The 26347-nt window shown below is 52.9% G+C and carries 21 protein-coding genes; 7 read left to right on the forward strand and 14 right to left on the reverse strand.

Translation table 11 applies throughout. The features are described 5' to 3' along the window. Positions 1-462: 462 nt before the first annotated feature. From LX66_RS02250 to LX66_RS02280, 7 genes are all read right to left on the reverse strand, one after another. A complete protein-coding gene (locus tag LX66_RS02250) occupies positions 463-3876 on the reverse strand; it encodes a ThuA domain-containing protein (RefSeq protein ID WP_211365955.1) in 3414 nt (1137 codons plus the stop codon). A gap of 20 nt (positions 3877-3896) precedes the next feature. Next, the gene (locus tag LX66_RS02255) at positions 3897-4616 is read right to left on the reverse strand and encodes a ThuA domain-containing protein (RefSeq protein ID WP_145710267.1); all 720 of its coding nucleotides are present in this window, start codon (positions 4614-4616) and stop codon (positions 3897-3899) included. A gap of 86 nt (positions 4617-4702) precedes the next feature. Beyond that, positions 4703-5428, reverse strand: a complete 726-nt coding sequence (locus tag LX66_RS02260; protein WP_244620262.1) for a 3-keto-disaccharide hydrolase — start codon at positions 5426-5428, stop codon at positions 4703-4705. A gap of 160 nt (positions 5429-5588) precedes the next feature. Then, positions 5589-5993: a c-type cytochrome gene (locus tag LX66_RS02265; protein ID WP_145710268.1), complete on the reverse strand. Its 405-nt coding sequence runs from the start codon at positions 5991-5993 to the stop codon at positions 5589-5591. 134 nt (positions 5994-6127) lie between these two features. Next, a complete protein-coding gene (locus tag LX66_RS02270) occupies positions 6128-7180 on the reverse strand; it encodes a sugar phosphate isomerase/epimerase family protein (RefSeq protein ID WP_145710269.1) in 1053 nt (350 codons plus the stop codon). Positions 7181-7297: 117 nt separating this feature from the next. After that, the gene (locus LX66_RS02275; RefSeq protein ID WP_145710270.1) at positions 7298-8464 is read right to left on the reverse strand and encodes a Gfo/Idh/MocA family protein; all 1167 of its coding nucleotides are present in this window, start codon (positions 8462-8464) and stop codon (positions 7298-7300) included. 14 nt (positions 8465-8478) lie between these two features. Then, positions 8479-9732 carry an MFS transporter gene (locus LX66_RS02280; RefSeq protein WP_145710271.1) on the reverse strand — a complete coding sequence of 418 codons (1254 nt, stop codon included), beginning with the start codon at positions 9730-9732 and terminating at the stop codon, positions 8479-8481. A gap of 353 nt (positions 9733-10085) precedes the next feature. On the opposite strand from LX66_RS02280, the gene secA reads away from it, so the two are divergent. Beyond that, entirely contained in the window at positions 10086-13412 is a 3327-nt protein-coding gene (gene secA / locus LX66_RS02285) for a preprotein translocase subunit SecA (RefSeq protein WP_145710272.1), read from the forward strand. A gap of 76 nt (positions 13413-13488) precedes the next feature. Here secA and LX66_RS02290 read toward each other — a convergent pair whose 3' ends face one another. Together LX66_RS02290 and LX66_RS02295 are read right to left on the reverse strand one after the other, a co-directional pair. Then, positions 13489-13827 carry a DUF5615 family PIN-like protein gene (locus LX66_RS02290; protein ID WP_145710273.1) on the reverse strand — a complete coding sequence of 113 codons (339 nt, stop codon included), beginning with the start codon at positions 13825-13827 and terminating at the stop codon, positions 13489-13491. After that, positions 13824-14048 carry a DUF433 domain-containing protein gene (locus LX66_RS02295; protein WP_145710274.1) on the reverse strand — a complete coding sequence of 75 codons (225 nt, stop codon included), beginning with the start codon at positions 14046-14048 and terminating at the stop codon, positions 13824-13826. Before LX66_RS02295 ends, LX66_RS02290 begins: the two co-directional genes overlap by 4 nt. Before the next feature lie 86 nt (positions 14049-14134). Between LX66_RS02295 and deoC the strand changes: the two genes are divergently transcribed. From deoC to LX66_RS02310, 3 genes are read left to right on the forward strand one after another with little or no spacing between them, the layout of a single operon-like run. After that, positions 14135-14797: a deoxyribose-phosphate aldolase gene (gene deoC / locus LX66_RS02300; protein ID WP_145710275.1), complete on the forward strand. Its 663-nt coding sequence runs from the start codon at positions 14135-14137 to the stop codon at positions 14795-14797. A 26-nt stretch (positions 14798-14823) separates the two neighbouring features. Beyond that, entirely contained in the window at positions 14824-15237 is a 414-nt protein-coding gene (locus LX66_RS02305) for an SPOR domain-containing protein (RefSeq protein WP_158642509.1), read from the forward strand. Beyond that, positions 15221-16402: a M20 metallopeptidase family protein gene (locus tag LX66_RS02310; protein WP_145710277.1), complete on the forward strand. Its 1182-nt coding sequence runs from the start codon at positions 15221-15223 to the stop codon at positions 16400-16402. Before LX66_RS02305 ends, LX66_RS02310 begins: the two co-directional genes overlap by 17 nt. Before the next feature lie 83 nt (positions 16403-16485). Here LX66_RS02310 and LX66_RS02315 read toward each other — a convergent pair whose 3' ends face one another. Beyond that, positions 16486-17763, reverse strand: a complete 1278-nt coding sequence (locus LX66_RS02315; protein WP_145710278.1) for a serine hydroxymethyltransferase — start codon at positions 17761-17763, stop codon at positions 16486-16488. Positions 17764-17929: 166 nt separating this feature from the next. On the opposite strand from LX66_RS02315, the gene LX66_RS02320 reads away from it, so the two are divergent. Both LX66_RS02320 and LX66_RS02325 read left to right on the forward strand, forming a co-directional pair. Then, positions 17930-18922, forward strand: a complete 993-nt coding sequence (locus LX66_RS02320; RefSeq protein WP_145710279.1) for a sugar phosphate nucleotidyltransferase — start codon at positions 17930-17932, stop codon at positions 18920-18922. 12 nt (positions 18923-18934) lie between these two features. Beyond that, entirely contained in the window at positions 18935-19918 is a 984-nt protein-coding gene (locus LX66_RS02325) for an NAD(P)H-dependent flavin oxidoreductase (RefSeq protein ID WP_145710280.1), read from the forward strand. Here LX66_RS02325 and LX66_RS02330 read toward each other — a convergent pair. The 4 genes from LX66_RS02330 to LX66_RS02345 form a co-directional block, all read right to left on the reverse strand. Continuing rightward, positions 19875-21188, reverse strand: coding sequence for an ABC transporter permease (locus tag LX66_RS02330; protein WP_145710281.1), 1314 nt, complete (start codon positions 21186-21188; stop codon positions 19875-19877). The genes LX66_RS02325 and LX66_RS02330 overlap by 44 nt on opposite strands. Beyond that, positions 21163-22098, reverse strand: a complete 936-nt coding sequence (locus LX66_RS02335; RefSeq protein WP_145710282.1) for an ABC transporter ATP-binding protein — start codon at positions 22096-22098, stop codon at positions 21163-21165. The genes LX66_RS02330 and LX66_RS02335 overlap by 26 nt, the downstream gene beginning before the upstream one ends. 63 nt (positions 22099-22161) lie before the next feature. Further along, positions 22162-23730, reverse strand: a complete 1569-nt coding sequence (locus tag LX66_RS02340; RefSeq protein WP_145710283.1) for an NAD(P)/FAD-dependent oxidoreductase — start codon at positions 23728-23730, stop codon at positions 22162-22164. A gap of 188 nt (positions 23731-23918) precedes the next feature. After that, a complete protein-coding gene (locus tag LX66_RS02345; protein ID WP_145710284.1) occupies positions 23919-24308 on the reverse strand; it encodes a DUF3127 domain-containing protein in 390 nt (129 codons plus the stop codon). A 548-nt stretch (positions 24309-24856) separates the two neighbouring features. Between LX66_RS02345 and dnaA the strand changes: the two genes are divergently transcribed. Further along, a complete protein-coding gene (gene dnaA / locus LX66_RS02350) occupies positions 24857-26290 on the forward strand; it encodes a chromosomal replication initiator protein DnaA (RefSeq protein ID WP_145710285.1) in 1434 nt (477 codons plus the stop codon). Positions 26291-26347: the final 57 nt, after the last annotated feature.

Raw genomic sequence — 26347 nt, forward strand, 5'->3', positions numbered from 1 at the left:
CCTGGTTGGGTTTACCCAAATATCCATATCACCTGTTGGCCTTCGGTACCCGTGAAGAATAACCGCGTAGCCGCCTACAACAATATATTCGACATTGTGATTATTGAGGGCTTGAATAAAATCCCTGAAGTCATCATTGAATATATTCCCCATTATTTATTGATTCAGTTTCCGGCTTGAAAAACAACTTCTATCCAGCTTTGGCGGCATTTCCATAGAAAATCCATATGCCTTGGAAATGAGGTAATAGGCTTGCCGTAACCGTTCGGCTAAAGAAACGCTCGTGTCAAAGACATGTTGTTTGTCAGCCTCTTGAAAAGTCATCATTTTAAAGCTGGTTCTGTCTAACTTATAGGCTTTCATTTGCTATTCCGGTTATGTGGCATTCAAAATTACAAGAATAAATTCAAAAGGGCCACCTTTTACAGGCAGCCCTTTTTATACTTCATCATATTTCAAGCCTTACTTCGCCAGCAACTGCCAGGCGGCAATGCCCAGGGGCGTTTGCTCCCCGGCATCCGCTGCTTTCAGGCGCATGTACAAGGTATGCGGCTTCCCATCCGTAATGGGAGCAAAGCTGATAACAGCCGAGTTGGGCGTCATCGGTTTGCCGCCGGGACCAATAGTCACCTCGCCCAGCTTAGTGCCTTGCAGGCCGTCCAGCAGCGCTTCTACCACATAACCGGATTTGGGCGCCTGCTGCAGGAAGTATACTACCTCTATGGCGTTTACATCTGTCAGGTCCAGGTTGTTATAAGCGGCCCAGCCTTCCGTATTCACGGCGGGAATGAGCAGCTTCAGGCCATCTGCGCTGTAAGTGGACAGGCCGTCTACTTTGTCATAGTCCGCTGCCGACAGCCTGGAATTATACAGCTCTACCGTAGCGGTGCCGGTAATGGGTTTTATGCCCGGGCCGCCTTTGTCCGTATAGCTGGCCAGCAGGTAGAACACGCCTTTTTCTTTCAACGGGTTGCCTACCGTGGGATCAATGTCTCCGCTCAAAGGCAGCGAGGATGGCTTTTTGGCGTCTGCCGCATGCGACATGATCCATTCCACGATCTGGTGCGATTCGCTGCTGGTGATGGTAGGATGGGCCGCCATGGCCGTTTCTCCCCATACACCGCCGCCGCCTTTGATGATCTTGTCTGCCAGGTAGTCCGGCGCGGCAGGATCGTTCTTATATTTTTCCGCTACTTCCTTAAAGGAAGGGCCGATGGATTTTTCATCCACTTTATGACAGGTTTTGCAATCGCTGGACTCCATCAGGTTCTTGCCGGCAATAGCGCCGGAAATGACCTGGTGGCCCTGCGGCAGGCCGGCTTTATCTTTTCCTTCCATGTATTCCGCCTTTACGTACACATTGGAAAGATCCAGTTTGCCGGCTGCGCTGCTGCCGTCTTCCCGGTCATCGATGGTAACGCTATAGTGCACCTTTTTACCGGGGAAATAGAACATCTGGTTACCGGCAATCGCTATTTTCACATCCGGTGTTTCATTGCCGGCATACAACGTGGTAGTGTAGCTGCGGGTGCTGGCGCCTTTATCGTCAAACACCTCCAGCGCTACCGGGTATTCGCCGGCCTGGGTGTAGGTATACTCCACTTCCGGCTCGGTGGTCTCTTTCTTAGTGCCATTTCCGAAGTACCAGAGATAGCTGAGCTTATCGCCATCCGGGTCCGATGAATTTTTAGCGCTGAGCTTCACCGTAAAGGGCAGGCCGCCGGTGAGCTTGCTGGCCGTCAATACCGCTTTAGGCGGGCGGTTGCCACCGTTAAAGTCTATACGAACCAGGCCCGCATCCGGGTTCTTGCTGAACCAGCCGTTGCCATATTCCAGTATGTACAGGCGGCCGTCCGGGCCCATTTCCATGTCTATGGGCGCATTCAGCTTGGTATGCTCCATAAAGGGCTCCATCTTGGAATAGCTGCCGTCGGCGTTCATGGTAACGGCCTTTATCCAGCCGCGCACCCAGTCATAGATAAACAGCTTGCCGTTATAGTAAGCCGGGAAGCGGGTGGCTTTCGGGTAAAACTCTTCGTAATATACCGGGCCGGCCATGGCATTACGGCCGCCGCTGCCCACCTGCGGGAAGTCAGGCGATTTGGCATAAGGGTACCAGATAAATGCAGGCTGCGCAGGCGGCAGTTCCTTCAGGCCGGTATTGTTGCGGGAGTTGTTGACCGGTTTGGCCGGGTCAAAGGCCGGGCCGCTTTCTCCCGTTTCATAATTGAAAGCGTGATAGGCGTAGTTGTTCCCTACAAAAAAGGGATAGCCGAAGTTGCCGGGCTTCTTAGCCTGGTTCACCTCGTCATAACCGCGGGGACCGCGGTTGGGATCATCGTTGTTGGCATCCGGCCCTACTTCGCCCCAGTACAGGTAATTGTTTTTCCTGTCTATGGATATGCGGTAAGGATTACGTGTGCCCATTACGTATATCTCCGGGCGGGTTTTCGCCGTACCAGGTTTAAACAGGTTGCCGGCGGGGATATCGTAGCTGCCGTCCTCCTTCATCTTAATGCGCAGGATCTTGCCGCGCAGGTCATTGGTGTTGCCGGAGCTGCGGCGGTCATCGTACTGCTCGTGGCCGGGACGGTCGTCCAGGGGCGCATAGCCCTTGCTCACATATTTTTGCCCGGGCTCGTCAAAAGGCGTACTGTTGTCGCCGGTGGAGAGGTACAGCAGGCCATCGCCGCCAAAAGCCAGGGAGCCGCCCGTATGGCAGCATATCTGGCGCTGGGAGAACAGTTGCAGCACTATTTTTTCGGACTGCATGTCCAGTTGGTTGTTCTCAAACTTAAAGCGGGACAGGCGGTTTACGGAAGTATCCGCCGGCGAATAATAAATATATACGTAGTGATTGTTCTTAAAATCCGGATCGGCGGTAATGCCCAGCACCCCTTCTTCTGCATTTACATTGGGCAGGTCCGTTTTATAGTATACATCCAGCTTGCCCGCCTGTGTAAGCTTGCGGGTGGCCTGGTTGTAGAACATGATCTCACCACGGCGCTGCGCCACCAGGATGCTCAGGTCCGGCAGCACGGTCATTTCCGTAGGCTCAAAGAATTCGCCGGATACCAGTACGCTCTTTGTAAAACGGTCCTCTGCCGGTACGCGCAGGGTAGTGGCCCTGCCGTAGTCCATGAGCTGGTTCTTACCAATGGCATATTGGATGCCTCCCAGGATATGCTGCAGGTAAGCCGGCTCCGTATAGCTTTCATCGGTATGGCCCAGCTCCGTATAGAAAGCGCGGCCGCCGTCAAAGTCGTGGTACCAGCTAATAGGGTGATCGCCCATGGTGCCGCCCTTGTAGGTCTTTTCATCTACGGATACCAGCACATGGGTGTTCTTGTTCAGCTTTTTGAAGTTGTACCACTCGTCGGTATGCTCCCATTTTTCGGGCAGCCCTTTGGTGGCGCCAAACGTTTTGTCCTTTACCATCAGCGTGGCCTTGTGCACGCCGGGCGGGTGATTGTCGAAATAAGCGCCTACCAGTTGCCCGTACCAGCCCCAGTCATACTCGGTGTCTGTAGCGGCGTGTATGCCTACAAAGCCGCCGCCGGCCTGTATGTACCGTTCAAAATCCGCTTCCTGGTAATGGTTCAGCACATCGCCGGTGGTGTTGAGGAACACAACGGCAGCATACTGCTGCAGGGAATCTTCTGTAAACTTATCGGCATTTTCCGTGGTGTCTACGATGAAGCCGTTCTTTTCGCCGAGCTGCTGAATGGCTTTAATACCGGCAGGGATAGATGCATGGCGGAAACCCATTGTTTTGGTAAATACCAGCACTTTGGGCTTTCCGGGGCGGGTTTTATTGCAAGCGGTCATACAGGCGCCCAATCCTATCATTACCGCTGCGATGATGATGTTCTTCATTATGTTGTGTGAAATACTTGTTATTGCTGTTGCGAGCCCATGGCGTAACGGATGCCTCCGAGCACATGCTGCAGGAACGCCGGATCTTCATAGGATGCCTGGGTATGCCCCAGCGCCGTGTAAAAAGCGCGGCCGCCGTCAAAATCGTGGTACCAGCACATGGGATGATTGTCGCCGTTTGTTCCGCCTTCATAGGAGCGCTCATCTATTTTAATGAGCACATGGGTATCCGGATTAATATTTTTAAAGTTATACCATTCGTCTTTGCGCACCCATTTTTCCGGCAGGTGCCGGGTAGCGGGATGCTGCTTGTTTGTCACCAGCAGCGAGGCTTCCTGCTGCCTGGGGTGACTGGCAAAATAGGCGCCCACCAGCTTATTGTACCAGGGCCAGTCATACTCTGTATCCGTAGCTGCGTGCACGCCGACGAAACCGCCGCCGTTACGGACATACGCTTCCATTGCCGCCTGCTGTGCATCGTCCAGCACATCGCCGGTGGTGTTAAAGAACATAACGGCGGCATACTGCTGCAGGCCGGCCGGCGTAAAGACAGCGTCATCCTCCGTGGTGTCCACGGTAAAACCGTTGTCGCGGCCCAGCTTCAGCATGGCCAGTTTACCCACGGGAATACAGTCGTGCCGGAATCCCTTTGTTTTGGAGAATACCAGCAGCTTTGGCGCGGGCCTTGTCTGGGCAGACATGCAGGCGGCCAGGAGGAGTATGAGTGTTATGCTGCGCATAGTTGAAACATGTGTTAGATGTATGAAGTAGGAAGTATGATGATTGAAGCGAGTCACTTTCTTCATCGTACTTCCTACCTCTTACTTCATAATTCTCTTATCTTAATATCCCGGTACCACACTTTATTACCGTGGTCCTGCAGGGCGATGTGACCTTTGCTGTATACGCCAAATCCTTCCCAGGTTTTGAACTTGCTGTTGGCCAGCAGTTGTTTCCACTCATCGGAGCCCATCATTACGGATACCGTCTGTACGCCATTGAGCCAGAAGGTGAGGAGGCCGTCTTTCTTCCTTATTTTCACCTGGTTCCACTCTCCTACCGGTTTTACGGCATTTTTGGCGGACTTCTTCATATCATACAAATCGCCGGAATTATGTTTGGTGATCTTTCCGTCGGGATGCTTCGCATCGTCCAGCACCTGCATTTCCGGGCCGGTAAGGTAGGTTTGTTTGAACTTTGGATCTTCGTGCACACCGAATATGATGCCGCTGTTGCCGCCTTCGGAAATTTTCCACTGGAGGGCCAGCTCATAGTTCTCATATTCCCCGTCGGTCACCAGGTCGCCGCCGTGAGCGCCGGATTTTTTGGCTTCCGGGTCCAGCTCCAGGGCGCCGTCCACCACTTTCCAGGCGGGGCTTACGTTGTCCTGGAGATAGGTGTGCCAGCCATTGGTAGTTTTACCGTCGAACAGGAGTTTCCAGCCGGCTTTTTCTTCTTTAGGCGTGAGCTTGTTTACTTGCTGCGCTGTGGCAACAGACGTGGTGATCAAAGCTCCTGTAATGAGGGCGGAGCTGATAATGGATCTGATCATAACTGAGTACTTTTAGCAATTTAGCTGCCTGTAATGTATACAAGAATAGGTGGTTTTCCCCATTGTTTTTTATGAACGGGAACAATAGGAAGCGGGAAGTAAGAGGTAAGATGATCGGTACGGATTTGATTCTTACTTCTTACCTCTTACTTCTTTCTTCTTATTTCAGAGACATAATATATTTCACCATTTCCTCCGCATCTTCCCTGGGCACGCTAGGGTGCGGCAGCATGGCCACTTCGCCCCAGTTGCCGGCGCCGCCTTTGATGATCTTGTCGGCCAGCATGGAAATGGTTTCCTCATTGTTCGGGTACTTCTGCGCTATTTCCTTATAGCCCGGGCCTACCAGCTTGGTATCCGGCTTGTGGCAGGTTTTGCAGTCCTGGTCATCGATCAGGGCTTTGCCTTTGGGCACGGGCGCGTTGGCACCGGGTGCTACCATAGAGCTGTCTACCGCCGTACCTTCCCCGGCATCGGCCTGTTGCTCACTGTTGTTTTGTCCTCCTCCGCACGCAGCAAAGAATACGGCACTCAATACGAACGGCGCCAAAAATCGCTTTCTCATTGCTTGTAGAATAATTGTTTAGTCGTTAATAAATTAATAATTAATAATGAAAAATTAATAATACCTGTAGCAATCGTGTTTCACTGAAACACCCCTGTCACGATTATTAATTATCAATTCTTCATTATTAATTGTTATAAACCCAGGACTTTCCTGTTCAGTGCTTCATCTGCGCCGGTGCCGGCAAAATCATCAAATGCTTTCTCAGTGACCCTGATGATATGCTCCTTGATGAAAGGCGCGCCTTCGCGGGCGCCGTCTTCGGGGTGTTTCATGCAGCATTCCCATTCCATGACTGCCCACCCGTCAAAGCCATATTGCGTTAATTTACTGAATACTGCTTTAAAATCCACCTGTCCGTCGCCCAGGGAGCGGAACCTGCCGGGGCGGTCTATCCAGCCCTGGTAGCCGCCGTACACGCCGGAACGGCCGGTAGGATTGAACTCTGCATCCTTTACATGGAACATCCTGATCTTCTCGTGGTAGATGTCAATATACTCCAGATAATCGAGACATTGTAAAACAAAATGGCTGGGATCGTACAGGAGGCAGGCGCGGGCATGGTTGCCGGTGGCTTCCAGGAAACGCTCGTAAGTAATGCCGTCGTGCAGGTCCTCGCCGGGGTGTATCTCGTAGCATACGTCCACGCCGTTGGCGTCAAACTCGTTGAGAATAGGCAGCCAGCGGTTGGCCAGCTCTTTAAAGCCGGTGTCTACCAGGCCGGCGGGGCGCTGGGGCCAGGGGTACACGGTATGCCACAGCAGTGCGCCGCTGAAGGTGGCATGGGCTTTCAGGCCCAGGTTGCTGCTGGCTTTAGCCGCATACTTCAGTTGATTCACGGCCCATTCCGTACGGGCAGCCGGGTTGCCCCGGTACTGCTCCGGTGCAAAACCGTCAAACAGCTCATTATACGCCGGGTGCACGGCTACCAGTTGTCCCTGGAGGTGGGTGCTCAGCTCCGTGATCTCCAGGCCGGCGGCGTTTACAATTCCTTTTATCTCGTCTGCATAGGTCTTGCTTTCCGCCGCCTTTTGCAGGTCTATGAAGCTGCTTACCCAGGTAGGTATCTGCACGCCTTTAAAACCCAGGCCGGCCGCCCATTCGCAAATGCTCTTCAGATCGTTGAACGGCGCGGTATCGCCTGCGAACTGCGCCAGGAATATTCCGGGACCTTTTATTGTCTTCATATTTCGGTGTTTCGCTTTATCAATTAATAATTAATAATGAATAATTAATAACGGAGAGAACAGTGTTGCGCACAGCACCGGTATCACGATTATTAATTATTAATTCTTCATTATTAATTATACTTCAAACGTTGTCCATTTCTGTTCGCTCTGTGATGACTTCACCACGTTGTCAATGAAGGCCATCCCGCGCACGCCGTCGTCCACGCTGGGGAAGTCCAGCGCTTCAGGAGCCGGCTGCTGTCCGTCCAGTTTCGCCATCAGCGTGAGGGCGAAGTTGCGGTACAGGTTGCCGAATGCTTCCAGGTAGCCTTCCGGGTGGCCGCCGGGCGTGCGGGTATTGTGCACGGCATAGCTGCTCTGGTAGCCGCCGTAGTTGGCGCCGGCCCGGTATATTTCCGTAGGCTTGTCCAGCCATTTTACCAGCAGGGTATTGGGCTCATGCTGCGCCCATTCCAGGCCGCCCTTTTCGCCGTATACCCGTATTTTGAGCGCATTCTCCTCACCGGCCGCCACCTGGGAAGCCTGCAGCACGCCTGCAGCGCCGTTGTCAAACCGCAGCAGCACGCCGCCGTCGTCGTCCAGCATGCGGCCGGGCACCAGCACGTTCAGGTCTGCGCAAAGCTTTTCTATTTTAGCACCGCTGATATATTCTGCCAGGTTGGCTGCGTGGGTGCCAATATCGCCCATACAACCGCTTTTGCCGGAACGCTTGGGATCGGTTCTCCAGGCAGCCTGTGCATTGCCTTCTTTCTCGGACAGCTTGCTCAGCCATCCCTGCGGGTATTCTACCCATACCTTGCGGATCTTTCCGAATACCCCGTCGGCCACCATGCGGCGGGCCTGCTTTACCAGCGGGTAGCCGGTGTAGGTGTGGGTAAGCAGCAGGGTCAGGCCGGTTTGCTCCACCTTGGCCTTCAGTTGTTTAGCTTCGTCGAGGGTGAAGGTGATGGGCTTTTCTATCACTACGTTAAACCCTTTGTCCAGGGCCATCATGGCGGGTTCAAAGTGGGCAAAGTTGGGTGTAACGATGGTGACGAAGTCGAGCCGTTCGCTTTCCGGGCGGGCGGCCTCTTTTTCCAGCATGGTCTTAAAATCCGTGTAGATGCGGTCTTCCTGGAGGAAGAGCATTTTCCCCGAATCCACGGCTACTTCCGGGTTCACGCTCAGCGCGCCTGCTTTCAGTTCAATGAGGCCGTCCATATTGGCGGCAATGCGGTGGATAGCGCCGATGAAGGCATCCTTACCGCCTCCGATCATACCCATTCTTAGCTTACGGTTCATAATCATTTTGTCTTTTATGCTTTACTTAATTCCAGTTCTTCCCCTGGTGTTAATGCTACTTTAGGTTTTTTCCTGAACTTAATGAACAGGAAGGTAAATGCCACGATCAGGATCACCGGCAGGATGGCCACGGTCATCATCGTCTCCCGGCCGGCCAGCAGCTCTGCCGCCACCTGGTCTGCTCCCTGCTGCAGCGCTTCCGCTTTGTTGGCGTCGTACCAACTGCCCATAAAAGGCAGGATAATGGCTACGGACAACATACCCGCCCCGCCCATAATATTCAGGCCCAGGGCGCCGGTTTGCGGAATGTATTCAGATACAAAGCCCAGCATGGTGGGCCAGAAATAACAAACGCCCACCGCGAATACGGCGGCGGCAGCAAAGGCCTCGTAGCCGTTGGCGCGGCTCAGCCAGAACAGGCCCAGCGCGGCAAATACGGCGGAGAACAGCAGCATGCCGGCAGGGTTCAGGCGGTGCACCACCGGGCCGGCAAACAAACGGCCGATGGCCATGATAAAATTAATGAATACAAATACCAGGATGGCAGACACGCCTACCTGCTTCAGCAGCGCCTCTATCCACTGGGTAGTGCCCAGCTCGGTAGATGCCGTAAGCAGCATGCACAGCACCATGAATATGAACAGCGGTCCTACACAGGCCTTCAGCATATCTTTATAGGATACGCCGGAGGCGGCCCTTTCCGTTTGCGGGAATTTTTGTGAAAAGAACATCACACCATATATAATGGCCGGTACCAGCAGCACCCCCATGAGGGCCTGCCAGCTAAGCTGCAGCGAGTCGATCATGAAATAGGCGATCAAACCGCCGATCACGTTCCCGCCCGGGAACCACATATGGAAGCGATTCAGCATTTTTGTTTTCTGGTTGGAATAAATAGTGGCCACCAGCGGGTTACAGGCTGCTTCCACGCTGCCGTTGGCGATGCCGATCAGCAGGGTGCCGAGGAACAGGGTCCAGAAGGAGGCGGCAAAAATAGTGACCACCACGCCCAGCAGGTGCCCTATAAACGCCAGCATCAGTATTTTCCGCATGCCTACCAGGTCTATCAGCGGGCCGCCGATGATCTGCGCCAGGGTAAAGCCCCAGAAAGCTGTGCCGGCAATCAGCCCCAGTTGTTCGCCGCTCAGTTGGAAATCACTTCCCCACATCGTCACGATCTTCGCCCTGATTGCAAAGGTCATGGCAGTTACAATGAGCGCCAAACAACTGGTGTAGAACAGTTTTTTTGGCTGTATCAGCTTTTCCATAATACGTGTGAATTTTAGGTATTAGTTTAGGTAAATAGTTAAAGTGCCTTTAAAACGTCTAAATTTATAAAAACTTCTTGCATATTTTCAATTTTTGCGGAAGTTATCACTGCTTCATCTCCGGAGGACCTGTTCATTTCCGGACCACACCGGGACCCCACCAGGACATTACCGGGGAATTACCACTAATTCCGCAGGGAAAAGACAGGGATAACTATAATTATTCCTAATTTTACAGTCCTTGTAAAACCGGGTGTTACTGACAGCTTGTCACCTGTATTTTCCAAGCATGCTATTTGAGTGATCATCCGTTTAAACCCTTAATATTAATCGCATTCAATTAATTTATACTCATGTTAGGTTTTTTAACAAAAATTTTTGGCGGTCATAAGTCGGAAAGAGACATCAAGGCTTTGCTGCCCCGCGTGAAGCAGATCAATGAGGCGTTTGAAAAACTGCAATCCCTGCCTGTGGACGAGCTTCGCAATAAAACCCGGGAATTCCGCCAGCGTATAAAGGAACACCTGTCAGATATAGACGCCGCCATCACCTCCCGGCAGGAGGCAGCGGAAACTGCAGCCGACGTAGCCGACAAAGACAGCATCTACCAGGAAATAGATAAACTGAAAAAAGACCGGGATAAGAAGATCGAGGAAATCCTGGACGAGCTGCTGCCCGAAGCATTTGCCGTAGTAAAGGAAACCGCCCGCCGCTTTTCGCAAAATACCACCATCACCGCCACCGCCACGGAACTGGACCGCCAACTGGCAGTACATAAAAATTACCTGGCCATTGACGGTGACAAAGTGACGTGGAAAAACTCCTGGCAGGCCGCCGGCAGCGACGTGACCTGGAACATGGTGCACTACGATGTACAGTTGATCGGCGGTATGGTGCTGCACCAGGGCAAGATTGCCGAAATGGCCACGGGTGAAGGTAAAACCCTGGTATCTACCCTGCCCGCTTACCTGAACGCACTGGCCGGGGAAGGCGTGCACATTGTAACGGTGAACGATTACCTGGCCCGCCGTGACGCCGAATGGAACGGTCCTATCTTCGAGTTCCTCGGTATCACCGTGGACTGTATCGACAAGCACCAGCCCAACAGCGCCGAGCGCCGGAACGCCTACCACGCAGGCATTACCTATGGCACCAATAACGAATTCGGGTTTGACTACCTGCGCGATAACATGGTGCACAGCCCCGAGGAAATGGTGCAGCGCAAGCACCACTTTGCCATGGTGGATGAGGTGGACAGCGTGCTGATAGATGATGCGCGTACCCCGCTGATCATCTCCGGGCCTATTCCCCGCGGCGAGGAGCAGGAGTTTCATGTGCTGAAACCCCGCATCCAGCGCCTGGTGGAAGCCCAGCGCAAGGTAACCACCCAGTACCTGAACGAAGCCAAAAAACTGATAGCGGAAGGCAAGGACGACCCGAAAACCGGCGGCCTGGCCCTGATGCGCGCCTGGCGCGGCCTGCCTAAAAGCAGCGCGCTGATCAAATACCTGAGCGAGCCCGGTATCAAGGTGCTGCTGCAAAAGGCGGAAAACTACTACCTGGCGGACCAGCAGCGCGAAATGCCGAAAGTGGACGAGGAGCTGTATTTCCACATCGATGAAAAGAACAACAGCGTAGACCTGACCGATAAAGGCATTGGCCTGATCACCCAGGCCGGCGAGGACGTTAACTTCTTCGTAATGCCGGACGTGGGCTCCGAAGTAGCGGAAATAGAAAAGCTGGACCTTACCCCGGAAGAGAAGCTGCAACGCAAGGATGCGCTGCTGCAGGAGTTTGCCCAGAAATCCGACCGCATTCACTCCGTACAGCAATTGCTGAAAGCCTATACGTTGTTTGACAAGGACGTGGAATACGTGGTGATGGACGGTAAAGTGAAGATCGTGGACGAGCAGACCGGCCGTATCCTGGAAGGGCGCCGTTATTCCGACGGCCTGCACCAGGCCATAGAAGCCAAGGAGAACGTGAAGGTGGAAGCCGCCACCCAGACCTTTGCCACCATTACGCTGCAGAACTATTTCCGTATGTACCACAAGCTGGCCGGTATGACCGGTACGGCCGTAACGGAAGCCGGTGAGTTCTGGGAAATATACAAGCTGGATGTGGTGACCATTCCCACCAACCTGCCCATTACCCGTATAGATGCGGAGGACCTGGTGTACAAGACCAAACGCGACAAGTATAAAGCCGTTATAGAAGAGATCAAGCAACTGCAGGAAAAAGGCCGTCCCGTGCTGGTAGGCACCACCTCCGTGGAAGTGTCCGAGCTGCTGAGCAAAATGCTCACCTTTGACAAGGTGCCGCACAATGTACTGAACGCCAAGCAGCACGCGCGCGAAGCCCAGATAGTGGCGGAAGCCGGCCTGGCAGGCGCTGTGACCATTGCTACCAACATGGCAGGCCGTGGTACGGACATCAAGCTGGGCCCCGGCGTAAAAGAAGCAGGCGGCCTGGCCATCATCGGTACGGAAAGGCATGAAAGCCGCCGTGTAGACCGCCAGTTGCGTGGCCGCGCCGGCCGCCAGGGCGATCCCGGTACTTCCCAGTTCTTTGTATCCCTGGAGGACGACCTGATGCGCATGTTCGGCTCCGACCGTATTGCCGGCCTCATGGACCGGATGGGCTATAAAGAGGGCGAAGTGATCCAGCACAGCATGATCACCCGCTCCATTGAGCGCGCGCAGCGGAAAGTGGAAGAGAATAACTTCGGTATCCGTAAACGCCTGCTGGAATACGATGACGTGATGAACAAGCAGCGTACGGTAATTTACGCCAAACGTAACCACGCCCTGTTCGGCGAGCGGCTGGCCATTGACATTGACAACGCTTTTTACGATGTGGCGGAAGGCATTGTAACCACCCACAAGGAAAGCGGGGATCATGAAGCCTTTACGCTGGACGTGATCATGAACTTCTCCGTAGATACGGACATTACCGCGGAAGACCTGGCCAAAACAGATACGGCCCTGCTGACCACCAAGCTGTATCACCAGGCCAAAGAGCATTACGAACGTAAATCACAGGAGTTGGCGCAGCAAACCCTGCCGGTGATCAGGCAGATCCACAAGGAACAGGGCCACCATATTGACAACATTTCCATTCCCTTCACCGATGGTAAAAAGGGCGTGAATGTGCTGGCCAACCTGCAGAAAATAATTGACACCGAAGGGCTGGAAACACTGAACGCACTGGAGCGCACCATTACCCTGGCGCTGATAGACGAATCCTGGAAAGAGCACCTGCGCGCCATGGACGACCTGAAACAGTCCGTGCAAAGCGCCGTGTACGAACAAAAGGACCCGCTGCTGATCTATAAGTTTGAAGCCTTTAACCTCTTCAAGCAAATGGATGGCGAAACCAGCCGGGAGATCGTTTCCTTCCTCTGCAAATGCGGCATTCCCGTACGGGAAGACCGGCAGCCGCGGGAGCAGATCCGCGAAGGGCACGAACAGAAAACGGATATGAGCCGCATGCGCGCTTCCCACCAGGAGTTTGAGGGCAACGGCCATGGCGCCGCCACTGCCACCGAACAGGAGCTGGCCACCAACGCAGAGCCCGTGCGCCAGGACCCGGTACGTGTAGGCCCCAAGGTAGGCCGTAACGATCCCTGTCCCTGCGGCAGTGGCAAAAAGTACAAGCAGTGCCATGGGAAAGACCTGTAATGCCTAAATGATAGCATATAAATTTAAAAGCAGGCTATAATAGCCTGCTTTTAAATTTACAGAGAGATATTTAAGCCTACTCTCCACTTATTTCGACCACCGCTTCCTTTTTCAGCAAGGTTAAAGTGGTTATGAGATGTTTTGATAAAATTTCACGCATTCTTTGGTTTGAGCTATTCCCGCATGTAATCAGGATTATTCGGGATGGGGGACCATGTTGCTCTATCAATTTGAGAAAGTCATCGTCTTTTGTCATAATAACCGCTTCCTGTATCCCTGCCTGCTGAAAAATCTCAGTATCAGTAGCATCACGGAGCCCTAAAGCGCGGACAGATTGTGCGGTTATACTATCAAAAGCCCTGTTAATCCAGGCAGCTAAGGCAGGAGAGAGTTGTGCATCAATCCAGATTTTCATGCAGCAATTACGGGGTGATCAAGTTTATTGCTGGCATACCTGAGCGCAGCTTCAATGTCCTCTCTTTCCAGGTCTGGCAACTCTTCCAGTATTTGGTCCTGGGTGAGACCTGCGGCAAGCAGGTTAAGTACATCTATCACACGTATTCTCATCCCTCTTATACAGGGACGGCCTCCGCATTGAGCGATGTTAGTCGTGATCCTGTTTTTCCAATCGTTCATGATAATTTTTTTTAACCTGCTATCAAAAATACTAATTCCCTGCCAAACTTTTTTGGGCTATTTTCGCATCCAGAAGGTATTGCCACATGCAAATAAACCGCTATATAGACCACACCATACTGAAGCCTACAACTACACTGGACGACATCAAAACCCTCTGCATGGAAGCAGTGGAGTATGATTTTGCCGCCGTGTGCGTGCCCCCCCCCTTTGTACAACTGGCCAGGACCTTTACCGGCAGCACTTCCGTAAAAGTAGCCACCGTTGTTGGCTTCCCTTTCGGCTACTCCGCTATAGAGGCCAAAGTAGCGGAAACCGTGCTGGCTATTGTAGACGGGGCCGACGAACTGGATATGGTGGCCAACCTGATCGCCATCCGCAACCAGGACTGGGACTACCTGGAAAAAGAGATCGCTACTATTTTGCCGCTGATCCGGAATAAGCAGAAAGTGATCAAAGTGATCATAGAAAGTGGCATATTATTGGAAGAAGAGATCATTAAATGTTGCGAACTGTATGGCAGGTACGCGGTGGATTTTGTAAAAACCTCCACCGGGTATGCGGAAAAAGGCGCTACGGTGGCGGCTGTGCAACTGATGCGACAGCACCTGCCACCCAATGTGCAGATAAAAGCTTCCGGCGGTATCCGTAACTTTGCGTTTGCCCGGGAACTGGTGGCCGCAGGCGCCAACCGGCTGGGCTGCAGCAGCAGCGTGGCGATCATGAAAGAAACGAATACTTCATTATGAAATATCTTATTACAGCAGCTTTAATCATGGTGTGTGGAGCAGTTGCCGCACAGGACAGCACTTTTGCCTCGGTGAGCGGCGGGAATGTAAAGGTGATCAAGGACAGCCGGATAGATATGCTGATCAAAAAACAGATCTATATCAATACGCTGGCTATCCGCAACCAGCCCGGCTTCCGGGTGCAGGTGATCACCACCAACCGGCGTAATGACGCTACCGCCGCCAAAGCCCGTGTAATGCAGTTGTACCCGGAATACCGCACCTACCTGGATTACCAGGCGCCTTATTTTAAGGTGCGGGTAGGGGATTTTAAGTCCAGGGAAGAGGCTACCGAACTGCGGGAAAAACTGTACAACCACTTCCAGGGCGGTGTGTTTGTAGTGCCGGCCATCATCAACGTATCCCCGGAAAAAGAACTGCAAAATGAAGAATCGTATTAAGGCGCTGGCCAGGGAATACGCACCGGCATTCATTGACATCAGGCATCATATCCATTCCCACCCGGAACTGTCTTTCCAGGAATATGCAACATCTGCATTCATCCGGCAAAAACTGGATGAATTTGGCGTACCCTACCAGGCCAATGTAGCCGGTACCGGCATTGTAGCGCTGATACAGGGACGGGATCCCGGCAGCCGCACCATCGCCATCCGCGCCGATATGGATGCCCTGCCCATTACCGAAGCCAACGATGTACCTTATAAGTCACAGCACGAAGGCGTGATGCATGCCTGCGGGCATGACGTGCACACCACCTGCGTACTGGGCGCTACCCGCATACTGCAGGAGCTGAAGGACGAACTGACCGGCACCGTCAAAATACTATTCCAGCCCGGGGAGGAAAAACATCCCGGCGGGGCCAGCCTGATGATAAAGGACGGCGCGCTGGAAAATCCGCGCCCGGACGCTATCCTGGGCCTGCATGTGCACCCTTCCCTGGAAGTGGGCAGGCTGGGCTTCCGCGGCGGCAAATACATGGCCAGCGCGGACGAGATATACATTACCGTAAAGGGCAAAGGCGGCCATGCCGCGGCGCCGCATCTCACTACCGACACCATACTGGTGGCCTCCCACCTGGTAGTAAGCCTGCAGCAGATCATCAGCCGCAACAATGATCCCTTCTCCCCTTCCGTGCTGTCCATCTGCGCGTTCAACGGCGGGCATACCACCAACGTGATCCCCAGCGAAGTAAAGCTGATGGGCACTTTCCGCGCCATGGACGAAACCTGGCGCTTTAAAGCGCATGAGCTGATCCGGCAGCAGGTTACCGCCATTGCACAGGCCATGGGCGCAGAGATAGACATCGAGATACTGGTAGGCTATCCTACCCTGTACAACAATGAGCAGGTAACAGCGCAGGCCCGCTCGCTGGCGGCCGGCTACCTGGGCGATGCACAGGTGGAAGATACGGAGGTGCGCATGGGTGCGGAAGATTTTGCCTACTACTCCCAGGTGATACCGGCCTGCTTCTTCCGCTTGGGCACGGCCAACAAAGCCAAAGGCATTATCTCCGGCGTACATACGCCTACGTTCAATATTGATGAAAGCGCGATAGAGATTGGCATGGGAGCGATGGCTTACCTGGCCGCTTCGCTGCAGCGTTAACCAAGTAAAATTAAAAAGCGAATGTGCAAACTGATGGCCGGCCATTTCATTTGCACATTCGCTTTTTAATTTTCCTGCAAGCCTTACAGCTCGGGGTACAGCGGGAATTGCTCCATAAACCCGTTCACTTCTTTTCTTACTTTGGTGATCAGCGCATCATTGTCCGCATCCATCAGCAGGTTATCCATCCATTCCACGATCTGCAGCATGTGCTCTTCTTTCAGGCCCCGGGTGGTAATGGCGGGCACGCCTACGCGGATGCCGGAAGTAACAAAAGCGGATTTATCATCAAAAGGCACCATGTTCTTGTTCACCGTAATGTCTGCCTTTACCAGCGTCTGCTCGGCTTTTTTACCGGAAATGTTCTTGTTGCGCAGGTCTATCAGCAGCAGGTGGTTGTCCGTACCGCCGGAAATGATCTGGTAGCCTTTTTCCACGAAGGCCCGGGCCATGGACTGCGCGTTCCGGAGTATCTGCCGGGCGTAAGCATCGTATTCATCTGTCAGCACCTCGAAGAAGGATACCGCTTTGGCAGCGATCACGTGCTCCAGCGGGCCGCCCTGGATGCCGGGAAATACGGCGGTATCCAGCAATGAGCTCATCATGCGGATCTCGCCTTTGGGCGTTTTCAGGCCGAAGGGGTTCTCAAAGTCCTTACCCAGCAGGATCAGCCCGCCGCGGGGGCCACGCAGGGTTTTATGCGTAGTAGTGGTTACAAAATGACAATGCCCGAAAGGTGAATTCAGCAGCCCTTTGGCGATCAGGCCTGCCGGGTGGGCAATGTCCGCCATTACAAAAGCGCCTACCTGGTCGGCAATGGCGCGGATGCGTTTGTAATCCCAGTCGCGGCTGTAGGCGCTGGCCCCGCATACGATCAGCTTCGGCTTTTCCTGCAGCGCTATTTCCTCCATCTTGTCGTATTCCACCAGGCCGGTATCTTTATTAACGCCATAAAAGAGGGGCTGGTAGAGCTTACCGGAATAATTCACGGAAGAGCCGTGCGTCAGGTGCCCGCCCATGCTCAAGTCCAGGCCCAGTATCTTATCGCCCGGCTGCAGGATGGCCATCATCACGGCAGCATTGGCCTGGGCGCCGGAGTGCGGCTGCACGTTGGCGTATTCCACCCCGAATATCTGTTTGGCGCGGTCTATCGCCAGTTGCTCGCTCTGGTCCACCACCTCGCAACCACCATAATATCTCCGTCCCGGATACCCTTCTGCATATTTGTTGGTCAGCACAGTACCCATGGCCTGCATGACCTGCAGGCTGGTAAAGTTCTCGGAAGCTATCAGTTCGATGCCGTGGCGCTGGCGTTCCAGTTCCTGGCGGATGATATCAAATATCTGGTGATCTCTTTGCATGGAGCTTTAAAATTTGCTGCAAAAATAGGGCAAAGGGTGGTGAAATGCTACTAAAAAAAATTACTATCTTCACGCCTTCAGGGCCATATTCCGGGCCGGCACATGTACGGAGCAGGAACAACAACTCAACACGAGCAGAGCGTACCATCTAAACCTAAGACGACAAATGAAGGCCATCATACCAGTAGCAGGTGCTGGCACCAAGCTACGCCCGCATACATACACGCAGCCCAAAGCGCTGATCCCATTAGCCGGAAGAACCATATTAAGCATCATCATAGACCAGTTGGTAGAAGCCGGCATACAGGAATTTGTGTTCGTGGTGGGATACCTGGGCGAAAAGATACAACGGTATGTAGAACAGAAATACCCGGACCTGACCTGCCACTTTGTACAGCAGAACAGCCGCGAAGGTACCGGCCACGCCATCCTGCTGACGCGGGATATTGTGCAGAACGACGAGATCCTGATCGTACTGGGAGACACCATCTGCGAAGGTGATTTCAGTGAGCTGATCAATTCACCGGTATCCCTGCTGGGGCTGAAGAAGGTAGACGACCCGCGCAACTTCGGCGTAGCGGAAATGGACGACCAGGGCCATATCAGCCGCGTGGTGGAAAAACCGCAGATACCCAAATCCAACATGGCGCTGGTAGGCGTGTACAAGATAAAGGAAACCGAACAGTTGTACGACTGCCTGCAAAGCAATATTGACCAGCAGATCAAATCGCATGACGAGTTCCAGCTCACCGACGCGCTGGAATGCATGATACAGCACAACGTACAGTTCAAGCCCTTCAAGGTGAGCAACTGGTTTGACTGCGGCCGCAAGGATACCCTGCTGGAGACCAACGCTATCCTGCTGAAAAAATACAAGCTGGCCGCCAACCCCGTGCTGCCCTATGAAGGCACCATTATCATACCGCCGGTCAGCATTGGCGAAGGCTGCAACATCAAGCACTCCATTATTGGCCCCAACGTAGCCATCGGGGACAACAGCGTGATCAGCTATTCCATTGTAAAGGATTCCATCATCGGCTCTTTCACCAACCTCTATGAAGTGGTGCTGAAATCCTCGCTCATCGGCAGCGACGCCAACATCCGCGGGCTGAGCCAGAGCCTGAACATAGGGGACAATACGGAGATAGACCTGGGTTGAAAATAACTCCATATGAACCGCATTACGCAACTCTTTCATACAAAATATCCCATTATACAGGCCGGCATGATATGGGCCAGCGGCTGGCGTTTGGCCAGCGCCGTTAGCAATGCCGGCGGCCTGGGCCTGATCGGTTCCGGCAGCATGTACCCCGATGTATTGCAGGAGCATATCCGTAAATGCAGGCAGGCCACCAGCCAACCCTTCGGCGTGAATGTGCCCTTGCTGTACCCGGACATAGACCGGCTGATGGAGATCATTATGGCGGAAGGCGTAAAGATCGTGTTCACCAGCGCCGGCAATCCCAAAACCTGGACACCGGTGCTGAAGGAAGCCGGCATTACGGTGGTGCACGTGGTATCCAGCTCCACCTTTGCCCTCAAGAGTGAAGCCGCCGGCGTAGACGCCGTAGTAGCAGAAGGTTTTGAAGCCGGCGGGCACAACGGGCGCGAGGAAACCACCTCCATGGTGCTGATCCCCGCGGTATGCGAAAAAGTAAAAATACCGGTGATAGCTGCCGGGGGCATTGGCTCCGGAAGGGCCATGGCAGCCGCTTTTGCGTTGGGCGCGGAAGGCGTGCAGGTAGGCAGCCGCTTTGTGGCTACGCCGGAAGCCTCTTCCCACGATAATTTCAAACAGGCCGTGATACAGGCCGGGGAAGGCGATACCGTGCTTTCGCTGAAGAAGGTAACCCCGGTACGGCTGATCAGGAACCCGTTCTATGAAAGCGTAAAAGCCGCCGAGGACCGCGGCGCCGATACCGCGGAGCTACTGGCCCTGCTGGGTAAAGGCCGTGCCAAGAAAGGCATGTTTGAAGGCCGCCTGGAAGAGGGCGAGCTGGAAATAGGCCAGGTAAGCGCCCTGATACATGAGATCAAGCCTGCCGCTGCCGTAGTGCGGGAGATATGGGAGGAGTTCCGGGATACCTGCGGGCGGCTGGGGGAATTAATAATTAACTCCTCTTCACCACCCACTTCATCGCCTCCTTCAGCGTGATCTTTTTCCCGTACAGCAATATGCCGGTACGGTATATCTTACCCGCCATCCAGGTAGTGAACAGGAAACCGGCGATCAGCAAAATAATGGACAGCCCCAGCTCCCAGTATTCCACGGTGCCCGGCACGCCGTAAGGCAGGCGGGCCATCATCACCATAGGAGAAGTAAAGGGTATAATGCTGCCCCATACAGCCAGCGGGCTGTTGGGATTCTGCACTGCGGAGATCATGATCATAATGCCCACGATGATAGGCAGGGTAATGGGAAAGGTCAGCGACTGCACATCGCTGGGGTCTTCATTTACCAGGCTGCCTACTGCGGCAAACAGGGCGGAGTAGAACAGGTAACCGCCCAGGAAGTAGAAGATAAAGCAACTGATGATCAGCGTCCAGTTTACACTGCCTACCACGAAGTTCACTTTTTCCATAGCGTCCATCATGGCCGCATTATTGGCATTCCGGGCCACCATGCCGTTTTGCCCGATGGCCTGTATGCTATCCGGCGACAGGAAAAGCGGCAGCAGCATCTGCAGGCTTATCAGCAGCACGATCCAGATGAGGAACTGCAGCAGGCCCACGCCGGCAATGCCCACGATCTTGCCCATCATCAACTGGAAGGGCTTTACGCTGGAGATCATCACCTCCGCAATGCGGCTCACCTTTTCTTCCATCACGCCGCGCATTACAGACATACCGAACACCATCAATATAATATATACAATAAAGCCGCTGGCATAGCCTACAGCATAGGCTACGGTGGAGCTGCCCTGCTTTTCATCGTCGCCGCTGCGGAACGCTATCCGAACATCGCTGCGTACCTCGTCCAGCTTTTGCCGGTCAATGCCGGCCAGCTCCATGCGCTTCTTTTCAATGATGTCATTCACCTGCCGGTTCAGGTTGCTCTCCAGCATGATGCTGGCCTGTCCCTTGCTGTAGTACTCTATACCGGAGGGGCGGTTAATATCGATGTCCGGGATATAAAGCACGCCGGCATAGCCGTATTCATCGTAGTTCTGCTTGAAGGTATCTATCTTTACCTGCGCCAGCGGCTTAAAGTACAGGCCCTTTTCATCCGGCAGCTTGCCGGCAAACAGCCCGCTTTCATCTATGACCGCTACCCGTTTGTGATCCTCACCCTTTACGGCTATTACCACGGGTATGATGATGATGCCCGCAAAGAACAGCGGTATCAGCAGGGTTAGCAGCAGAAAGCTCTTTTTGCGCACGCGCGTGAGGAATTCTCTTTTAATGATCAGCCATATCTTTTGCATAACCTGCTGTTTTCTGTACCTGTGTAATAAATATTTCGTTAATGGTGGGTAGTATCTCTTCAAAATAAGTGACCGGTATATCCTGGCGGATGAAGTGCAGCAGCAGGTCGTTGGTGCTGCTGTCCTCGTTCAGCTTCACGATATAGGCGTGGTCTTCCTGCTTCACGATGGTAAAGTGGTGGGTAGCCATCTGTGCAAAATTGGGCATTACCCCCACCCCTACACGGAACAGGTGCTCCTTGAAGGTTTGTTTGATGGCGTGCACCTCGCCGTCCAGCAGCTTGTGCCCTTTGTTTACCAGCACAATGCGGTCGCAGATCTCCTCCACCTGCTCCATGCGGTGCGTGCTGAAGATGATGGTGGTGCCGCTGCGGCTCAGGTCAAATATTTCCTGCTTGATCAGGTTGGCGTTGAGCGGGTCCAGGCCGGAGAAAGGCTCGTCCAGTATCAGCAGGGCGGGGTTGTGCAGGATGGTGGAAATGAACTGTACCTTCTGCTGCATGCCCTTGCTCAGCTCCTCCACCTTCTTGTTCCACCAGCCGCTGATCTCAAATTTATTGAACCAGTAGTCCACTTTTTCCCGGGCGGCTTTTTCGGGCAGCCCTTTCAGTTGAGCCAGGTACAGCACCTGGTCGCCTACCTTCATTTTTTTGTACAGGCCTCTTTCCTCGGGCATATAGCCAATGGCGTGTATATCTTTCTGCGGATCAAAGGGGCGGTCGTTAAAGCATATCTCTCCTTCATCGGGGTAGAAGATGCCGGTGATCATACGGAGCAGGGTGGTCTTGCCGGCGCCGTTGGGGCCCAGCAAGCCGAAGATGCTGCCTTTGGGGATATCAAAGCTGATATCATCTACCGCTTTGTGCGTGGCATAGTATTTCTTAAGATGCCTAACCTCCAGTAAGTTCATGCGGATAAATGTAGAATATTAAATAGTAAAATTAAAATATAGGTATGCAACTGCGCGGGTTTGTTACAGGGATGGCTGTAATATTTTTATAATGGCCCCGGCCACTCTTTCCCCGTCCATGGCGGCAGACACAATACCGCCTGCATAGCCGGCTCCTTCCCCGCAGGGGTACAAGCCTTTTACATCGGGATGCATCAGCGTACCGGGGTCGCGGGGGATGCGCACCGGCGAGGAGGTCCTGGATTCTGTGGCCACCAGTATGGCTTCTTCCGTATAGTAGCCTTTCATTTTACGGCCAAAGGCTTTGAAGGCGCCGGCCAGCCGGGTATGCACGGCGGGGGGCAACACGGTGCGCAGGTCGGTGCTGCGCACGCCCGGCACATAGGAGCAGTCCGGCAGTGTAGCGGAGCGCCTGCCGTTCACAAAATCGGTCATGCGTTGCGCCGGCGCTACAAATTGTCCGCCGCCGGCCTGGTAAGCCTGCTGCTCCACCATCTGCTGGAAGTACATGGCAGCCAGCGGTCCCTTGTCTGCAAAAGGCGCAAAGTCCGCCTCATCTACCGTCACCACCATGCCGGAGTTGGCAAAGGGATTATTACGTTTGGAGGGCGACCATCCGTTCACCACCAGCTCCCCGGGGGCGGTAGATGCCGGGGCAATGATGCCGCCGGGGCACATGCAAAAGGAGAACACGCCCCTGCCCTGCACCTGTTCCACCAGGCTGTAGCTGGCCGGGGGCAGGTAAGCGCCGCGAACCGCGCAGTGGTACTGCGCGCTGTCTATCAGTGACTGCGGGTGCTCCACGCGCACGCCCAGTGCAAAGGGTTTGGCTTCGATCCGTACCTGTTGCTGGTGCAGCATTTCAAATATGTCGCGGGCGGAGTGCCCGGTGGCCAGTATCACCTGCTGCGCCGCAAATGTGTGGCCGGCGGCAGTGCGCACGCCGGTCACCTGCCGTTCCTGCAACTGCAGCGCCGTCACCTTCTCATTGAAGTGTACCTGGCCGCCGCTCTGGATGATCTGCTCCCGCATGGCGGTGATAATATGGGGTAGCTTATTGGTGCCGATGTGGGGGTGGGCTTCATACAGGATGTTCTCTTCAGCGCCAAAATGCACAAAGATGCTGAGGATGCGGAGAATGTCGCCGCGCTTGTTGGAGCGCGTGTACAGCTTGCCGTCGGAGTAGGTGCCGGCCCCACCTTCTCCAAAGCAGTAATTGGATTCCGGGTTCAGCACGCCATGTTTATTGAGCGCGGCCAGGTCGCGGCGGCGGGTGCGCACATCGCGCCCACGCTCCAGCACTACCGGCCGGATGCCTGCTTCAATGCAATGCAGGGCGGCAAACAAACCAGCGGGCCCGGCGCCTATGATCACTACCTGCGGCGCATGGGCTGGCAGCACATCGTACCTGGGCAGGAAGCGTTCGCGGGCATGGAAAGGCTCCTGCACAAACACCCTGAGCGTAAGCATAAAGTACGCCTGCCGGGAACGTGCGTCAATGGAGCGCTTGATAATATGAAAACCGGTAATAGCGGCGGGGGCTACACCCAACGCGGCAGCAGCCTGGGTGCTGATAGCTGTATCGGAGGCTGCGTCCTGCGGCAGCATTTTCAGGGAGAGCTGTTGTATCATGCAGGTTAGGTATTTATCCTAAAACTGTAAATGCAAAATGGAAAATTCCAAGATCCAAATCCCAAACTGAAGGCGATCTTCCAGGCTACCCGTAACAGTTCAGTGTTAGGGGTGGCTTGCCTGTATTTTGGAATTTGGGATTTGGATCTTGGAATTTTACTACTAATACTTTTATATGGTGCTGTTGTTTAGAACGGCAGGTCATCACCACCATCCTGCGACTGGGAAGCAGGCACTTCCTGTGAGCCGCCATAGTCAGGCATACGGTCTGTACCGGAAGCAGCAGCCACTACAGACTCCATGCGCCAGGCGTCCAGGTTGGTAATGTAGTTTACCCGGCCCTCCTTTTCCCAGCGGGAGCCTTTTATATTAAAGTATACTTTCACGGTTTCGCCTTCATTAAAGCGGTCTACGATACTGGTGCGGTCCTGTACACACTGAAACTTTACATAGTTGTTTATGATGCGTCCATTGATATCATCAGATTTCTCAATAACAAACTCCCTTGTTTTAAAGGTCTCGCTACGTTGTACCGTATTATACTTCACGATCAGCTTTCCTGTGATTTCAAAACTCATAAAAAATTAATTTTAAACTATTCAGATGCGCCAAAGATAGGGTTTTGAGGGCAATGGGCGTAAATAAATTTTGCACAGGTTATATACCCAAACGAACGCATATAATAAATTTGCACGGTATTTGATACAACAAGTGCATTTTTTTTTAAGCAGATACTAGCATAGTTTTGCACGCGCGTACAGCTTTGTTAACGTCAAAACCGGCAATGTAACTGTACCATATTATTTTATCGGAACTATATGCATATCTATGGCAAAGGTGTTAATCAAAATTAGAAGCAACTGTATATCAGAGCAGTGTATTTTACCTTTATTACATTAGTGTAAACCGCAATAAAATCAATGCTTACAGGGAGGTGAAAAGGGGTACAAAACAGGAAGACAAAAACTGTAATCAGTAGCAGATAAACAAGAGTAGATAAATTTTTTTTTTCAACATTTTCTACAGATATTCGTCGTCCTGTCTGAAAGTTTTTCAACATCCACCGTTGAGAAATTTTGAATTCGAGAACATCCTTAATTAACAACAAATAACTTTTTTTTGCTCAATGAATAAAACTTGCGAACAAGTTTGGGAAAGGTGTCTTAATATAATTAGGGATATTGTGGAATGGCAGCCATTTAAGACCTGGTTTGAACCTATTAAGCCCATCCAACTTGAAAACAATGTTTTAACGATACAGGTGCCGAGCCAGTTTTTTTACGAGTATCTGGAAGAGCATTACGTAGGATTGTTAGGAAAGACCATCAAACGGGAACTAGGTAAAGAAGCGAGACTGGAATACAGGATAGTAGTAGAGAACGGTACACCGTACCAGCATCCCAAGACGGTGAATATGCCTACACAATACACGAAGCCCCAGAAAGACAGTGAGGTGGATTTTCCGTTAACAATACAGAACCCCGTAAAAAACCCTTTCGTTATCCCGGGTATCAAACGTGTTCAGATTGATTCACAACTTAATCCGAACTACACCTTTGATTCTTTTATAGAAGGTGACAGCAACCGTGTAGCACGAAGGGCTGGTAAAACCGTATCCGAAAAACCAGGAGGCACCTCCTTTAACCCACTGGTGGTTTACGGTGGAGTAGGCCTCGGGAAAACGCACCTGGCGCAAGCCATCGGTAACGAGGTGAAGCGCGTGCATCCCAACAAGGCCGTATTGTACGTAAGTGCGGAAAAGTTCATCAACCAGTTCATTGATCATTCCAAGAACAGCATCATCAATGACTTCATTCACTTTTACCAACTGATAGACGTACTGATCGTGGATGACATCCAGTTCTTTGCCCGTGCGGAAAAAACGCAGGATGCCTTCTTCGCTATCTTCAACCACCTGCACCAGTCCGGCAAGCAACTGATCCTTACTTCAGACAAGCCGCCCAAAGACCTGGACGGGCTGCAGGAAAGACTGCTGAGCCGTTTCCGCTGGGGGCTGAGCGCTGATATACAGGTGCCGGACTTTGAAATGCGCATGGCCATCCTGGAGATGAAGATGCGTAATGACGGGCTGGAGATGCCGAAAGAAGTGATCAAGTATGTAGCCTATAATATACAAAGCAATGTAAGGGAGCTGGAAGGTGCACTGATATCCCTGCTGGCCCAGTCATCCCTGAACCGGAAGGAAATAGACCTGGAGCTGGCCAAGCGGGTGCTGAAGTCTTTTGTAAAAACCTCCTCCAAGGAGATCACTATAGAAAGTATACAAAAGATGGTATGCGAGTACTTTGACGTACCTTATGACAAGTTGCTGCAAAAGACCCGCAAGCGCGAGATCGTTCAGGCCCGGCAGATCACCATGTACCTGGCAAAATCCTTTACCAAGAACTCTTTAAAAACCATCGGAGAACATTTCGGCGGCCGCGATCATACCACCGTGATCCATTCCTGCCAGACCGTAAAAGACCTGATGGATACTGATATTGCTTTCCGCGACAGCGTGATCGAATTACAACAAAAAGTGCAACTGGCCGCCATGTAGGCATTGAGTTGCAACCAGGCAATGCATGCCGCCCCTCAAGAAAATAACCCTGTGAAC

The sequence above is a fragment of the Chitinophaga japonensis genome (assembly GCF_007830125.1).
Lineage (GTDB): Bacteria > Bacteroidota > Bacteroidia > Chitinophagales > Chitinophagaceae > Chitinophaga > Chitinophaga japonensis.

Excerpts from the sequence above, each read along its gene's own strand:
- LX66_RS02250 (WP_211365955.1), bottom strand. The coding sequence starts at position 3,876 with ATGAAGAACATCATCATCGCAGCGGTAATGATAGGATTGGGCGCCTGT.
- LX66_RS02255 (WP_145710267.1), bottom strand. The coding sequence starts at position 4,616 with ATGCGCAGCATAACACTCATACTCCTCCTGGCCGCCTGCATGTCTGCC.
- LX66_RS02260 (WP_244620262.1), bottom strand. The coding sequence starts at position 5,428 with ATGATCAGATCCATTATCAGCTCCGCCCTCATTACAGGAGCTTTGATC.
- LX66_RS02265 (WP_145710268.1), bottom strand. The coding sequence starts at position 5,993 with ATGAGAAAGCGATTTTTGGCGCCGTTCGTATTGAGTGCCGTATTCTTT.
- LX66_RS02270 (WP_145710269.1), bottom strand. The coding sequence starts at position 7,180 with ATGAAGACAATAAAAGGTCCCGGAATATTCCTGGCGCAGTTCGCAGGC.
- LX66_RS02275 (WP_145710270.1), bottom strand. The coding sequence starts at position 8,464 with ATGAACCGTAAGCTAAGAATGGGTATGATCGGAGGCGGTAAGGATGCC.
- LX66_RS02280 (WP_145710271.1), bottom strand. The coding sequence starts at position 9,732 with ATGGAAAAGCTGATACAGCCAAAAAAACTGTTCTACACCAGTTGTTTG.
- secA (WP_145710272.1), top strand. The coding sequence starts at position 10,086 with ATGTTAGGTTTTTTAACAAAAATTTTTGGCGGTCATAAGTCGGAAAGA.
- LX66_RS02290 (WP_145710273.1), bottom strand. The coding sequence starts at position 13,827 with ATGAAAATCTGGATTGATGCACAACTCTCTCCTGCCTTAGCTGCCTGG.
- LX66_RS02295 (WP_145710274.1), bottom strand. The coding sequence starts at position 14,048 with ATGAACGATTGGAAAAACAGGATCACGACTAACATCGCTCAATGCGGA.
- deoC (WP_145710275.1), top strand. The coding sequence starts at position 14,135 with ATGCAAATAAACCGCTATATAGACCACACCATACTGAAGCCTACAACT.
- LX66_RS02305 (WP_158642509.1), top strand. The coding sequence starts at position 14,824 with ATGGTGTGTGGAGCAGTTGCCGCACAGGACAGCACTTTTGCCTCGGTG.
- LX66_RS02310 (WP_145710277.1), top strand. The coding sequence starts at position 15,221 with ATGAAGAATCGTATTAAGGCGCTGGCCAGGGAATACGCACCGGCATTC.
- LX66_RS02315 (WP_145710278.1), bottom strand. The coding sequence starts at position 17,763 with ATGCAAAGAGATCACCAGATATTTGATATCATCCGCCAGGAACTGGAA.
- LX66_RS02320 (WP_145710279.1), top strand. The coding sequence starts at position 17,930 with ATGAAGGCCATCATACCAGTAGCAGGTGCTGGCACCAAGCTACGCCCG.
- LX66_RS02325 (WP_145710280.1), top strand. The coding sequence starts at position 18,935 with ATGAACCGCATTACGCAACTCTTTCATACAAAATATCCCATTATACAG.
- LX66_RS02330 (WP_145710281.1), bottom strand. The coding sequence starts at position 21,188 with ATGCAAAAGATATGGCTGATCATTAAAAGAGAATTCCTCACGCGCGTG.
- LX66_RS02335 (WP_145710282.1), bottom strand. The coding sequence starts at position 22,098 with ATGAACTTACTGGAGGTTAGGCATCTTAAGAAATACTATGCCACGCAC.
- LX66_RS02340 (WP_145710283.1), bottom strand. The coding sequence starts at position 23,730 with ATGATACAACAGCTCTCCCTGAAAATGCTGCCGCAGGACGCAGCCTCC.
- LX66_RS02345 (WP_145710284.1), bottom strand. The coding sequence starts at position 24,308 with ATGAGTTTTGAAATCACAGGAAAGCTGATCGTGAAGTATAATACGGTA.
- dnaA (WP_145710285.1), top strand. The coding sequence starts at position 24,857 with ATGAATAAAACTTGCGAACAAGTTTGGGAAAGGTGTCTTAATATAATT.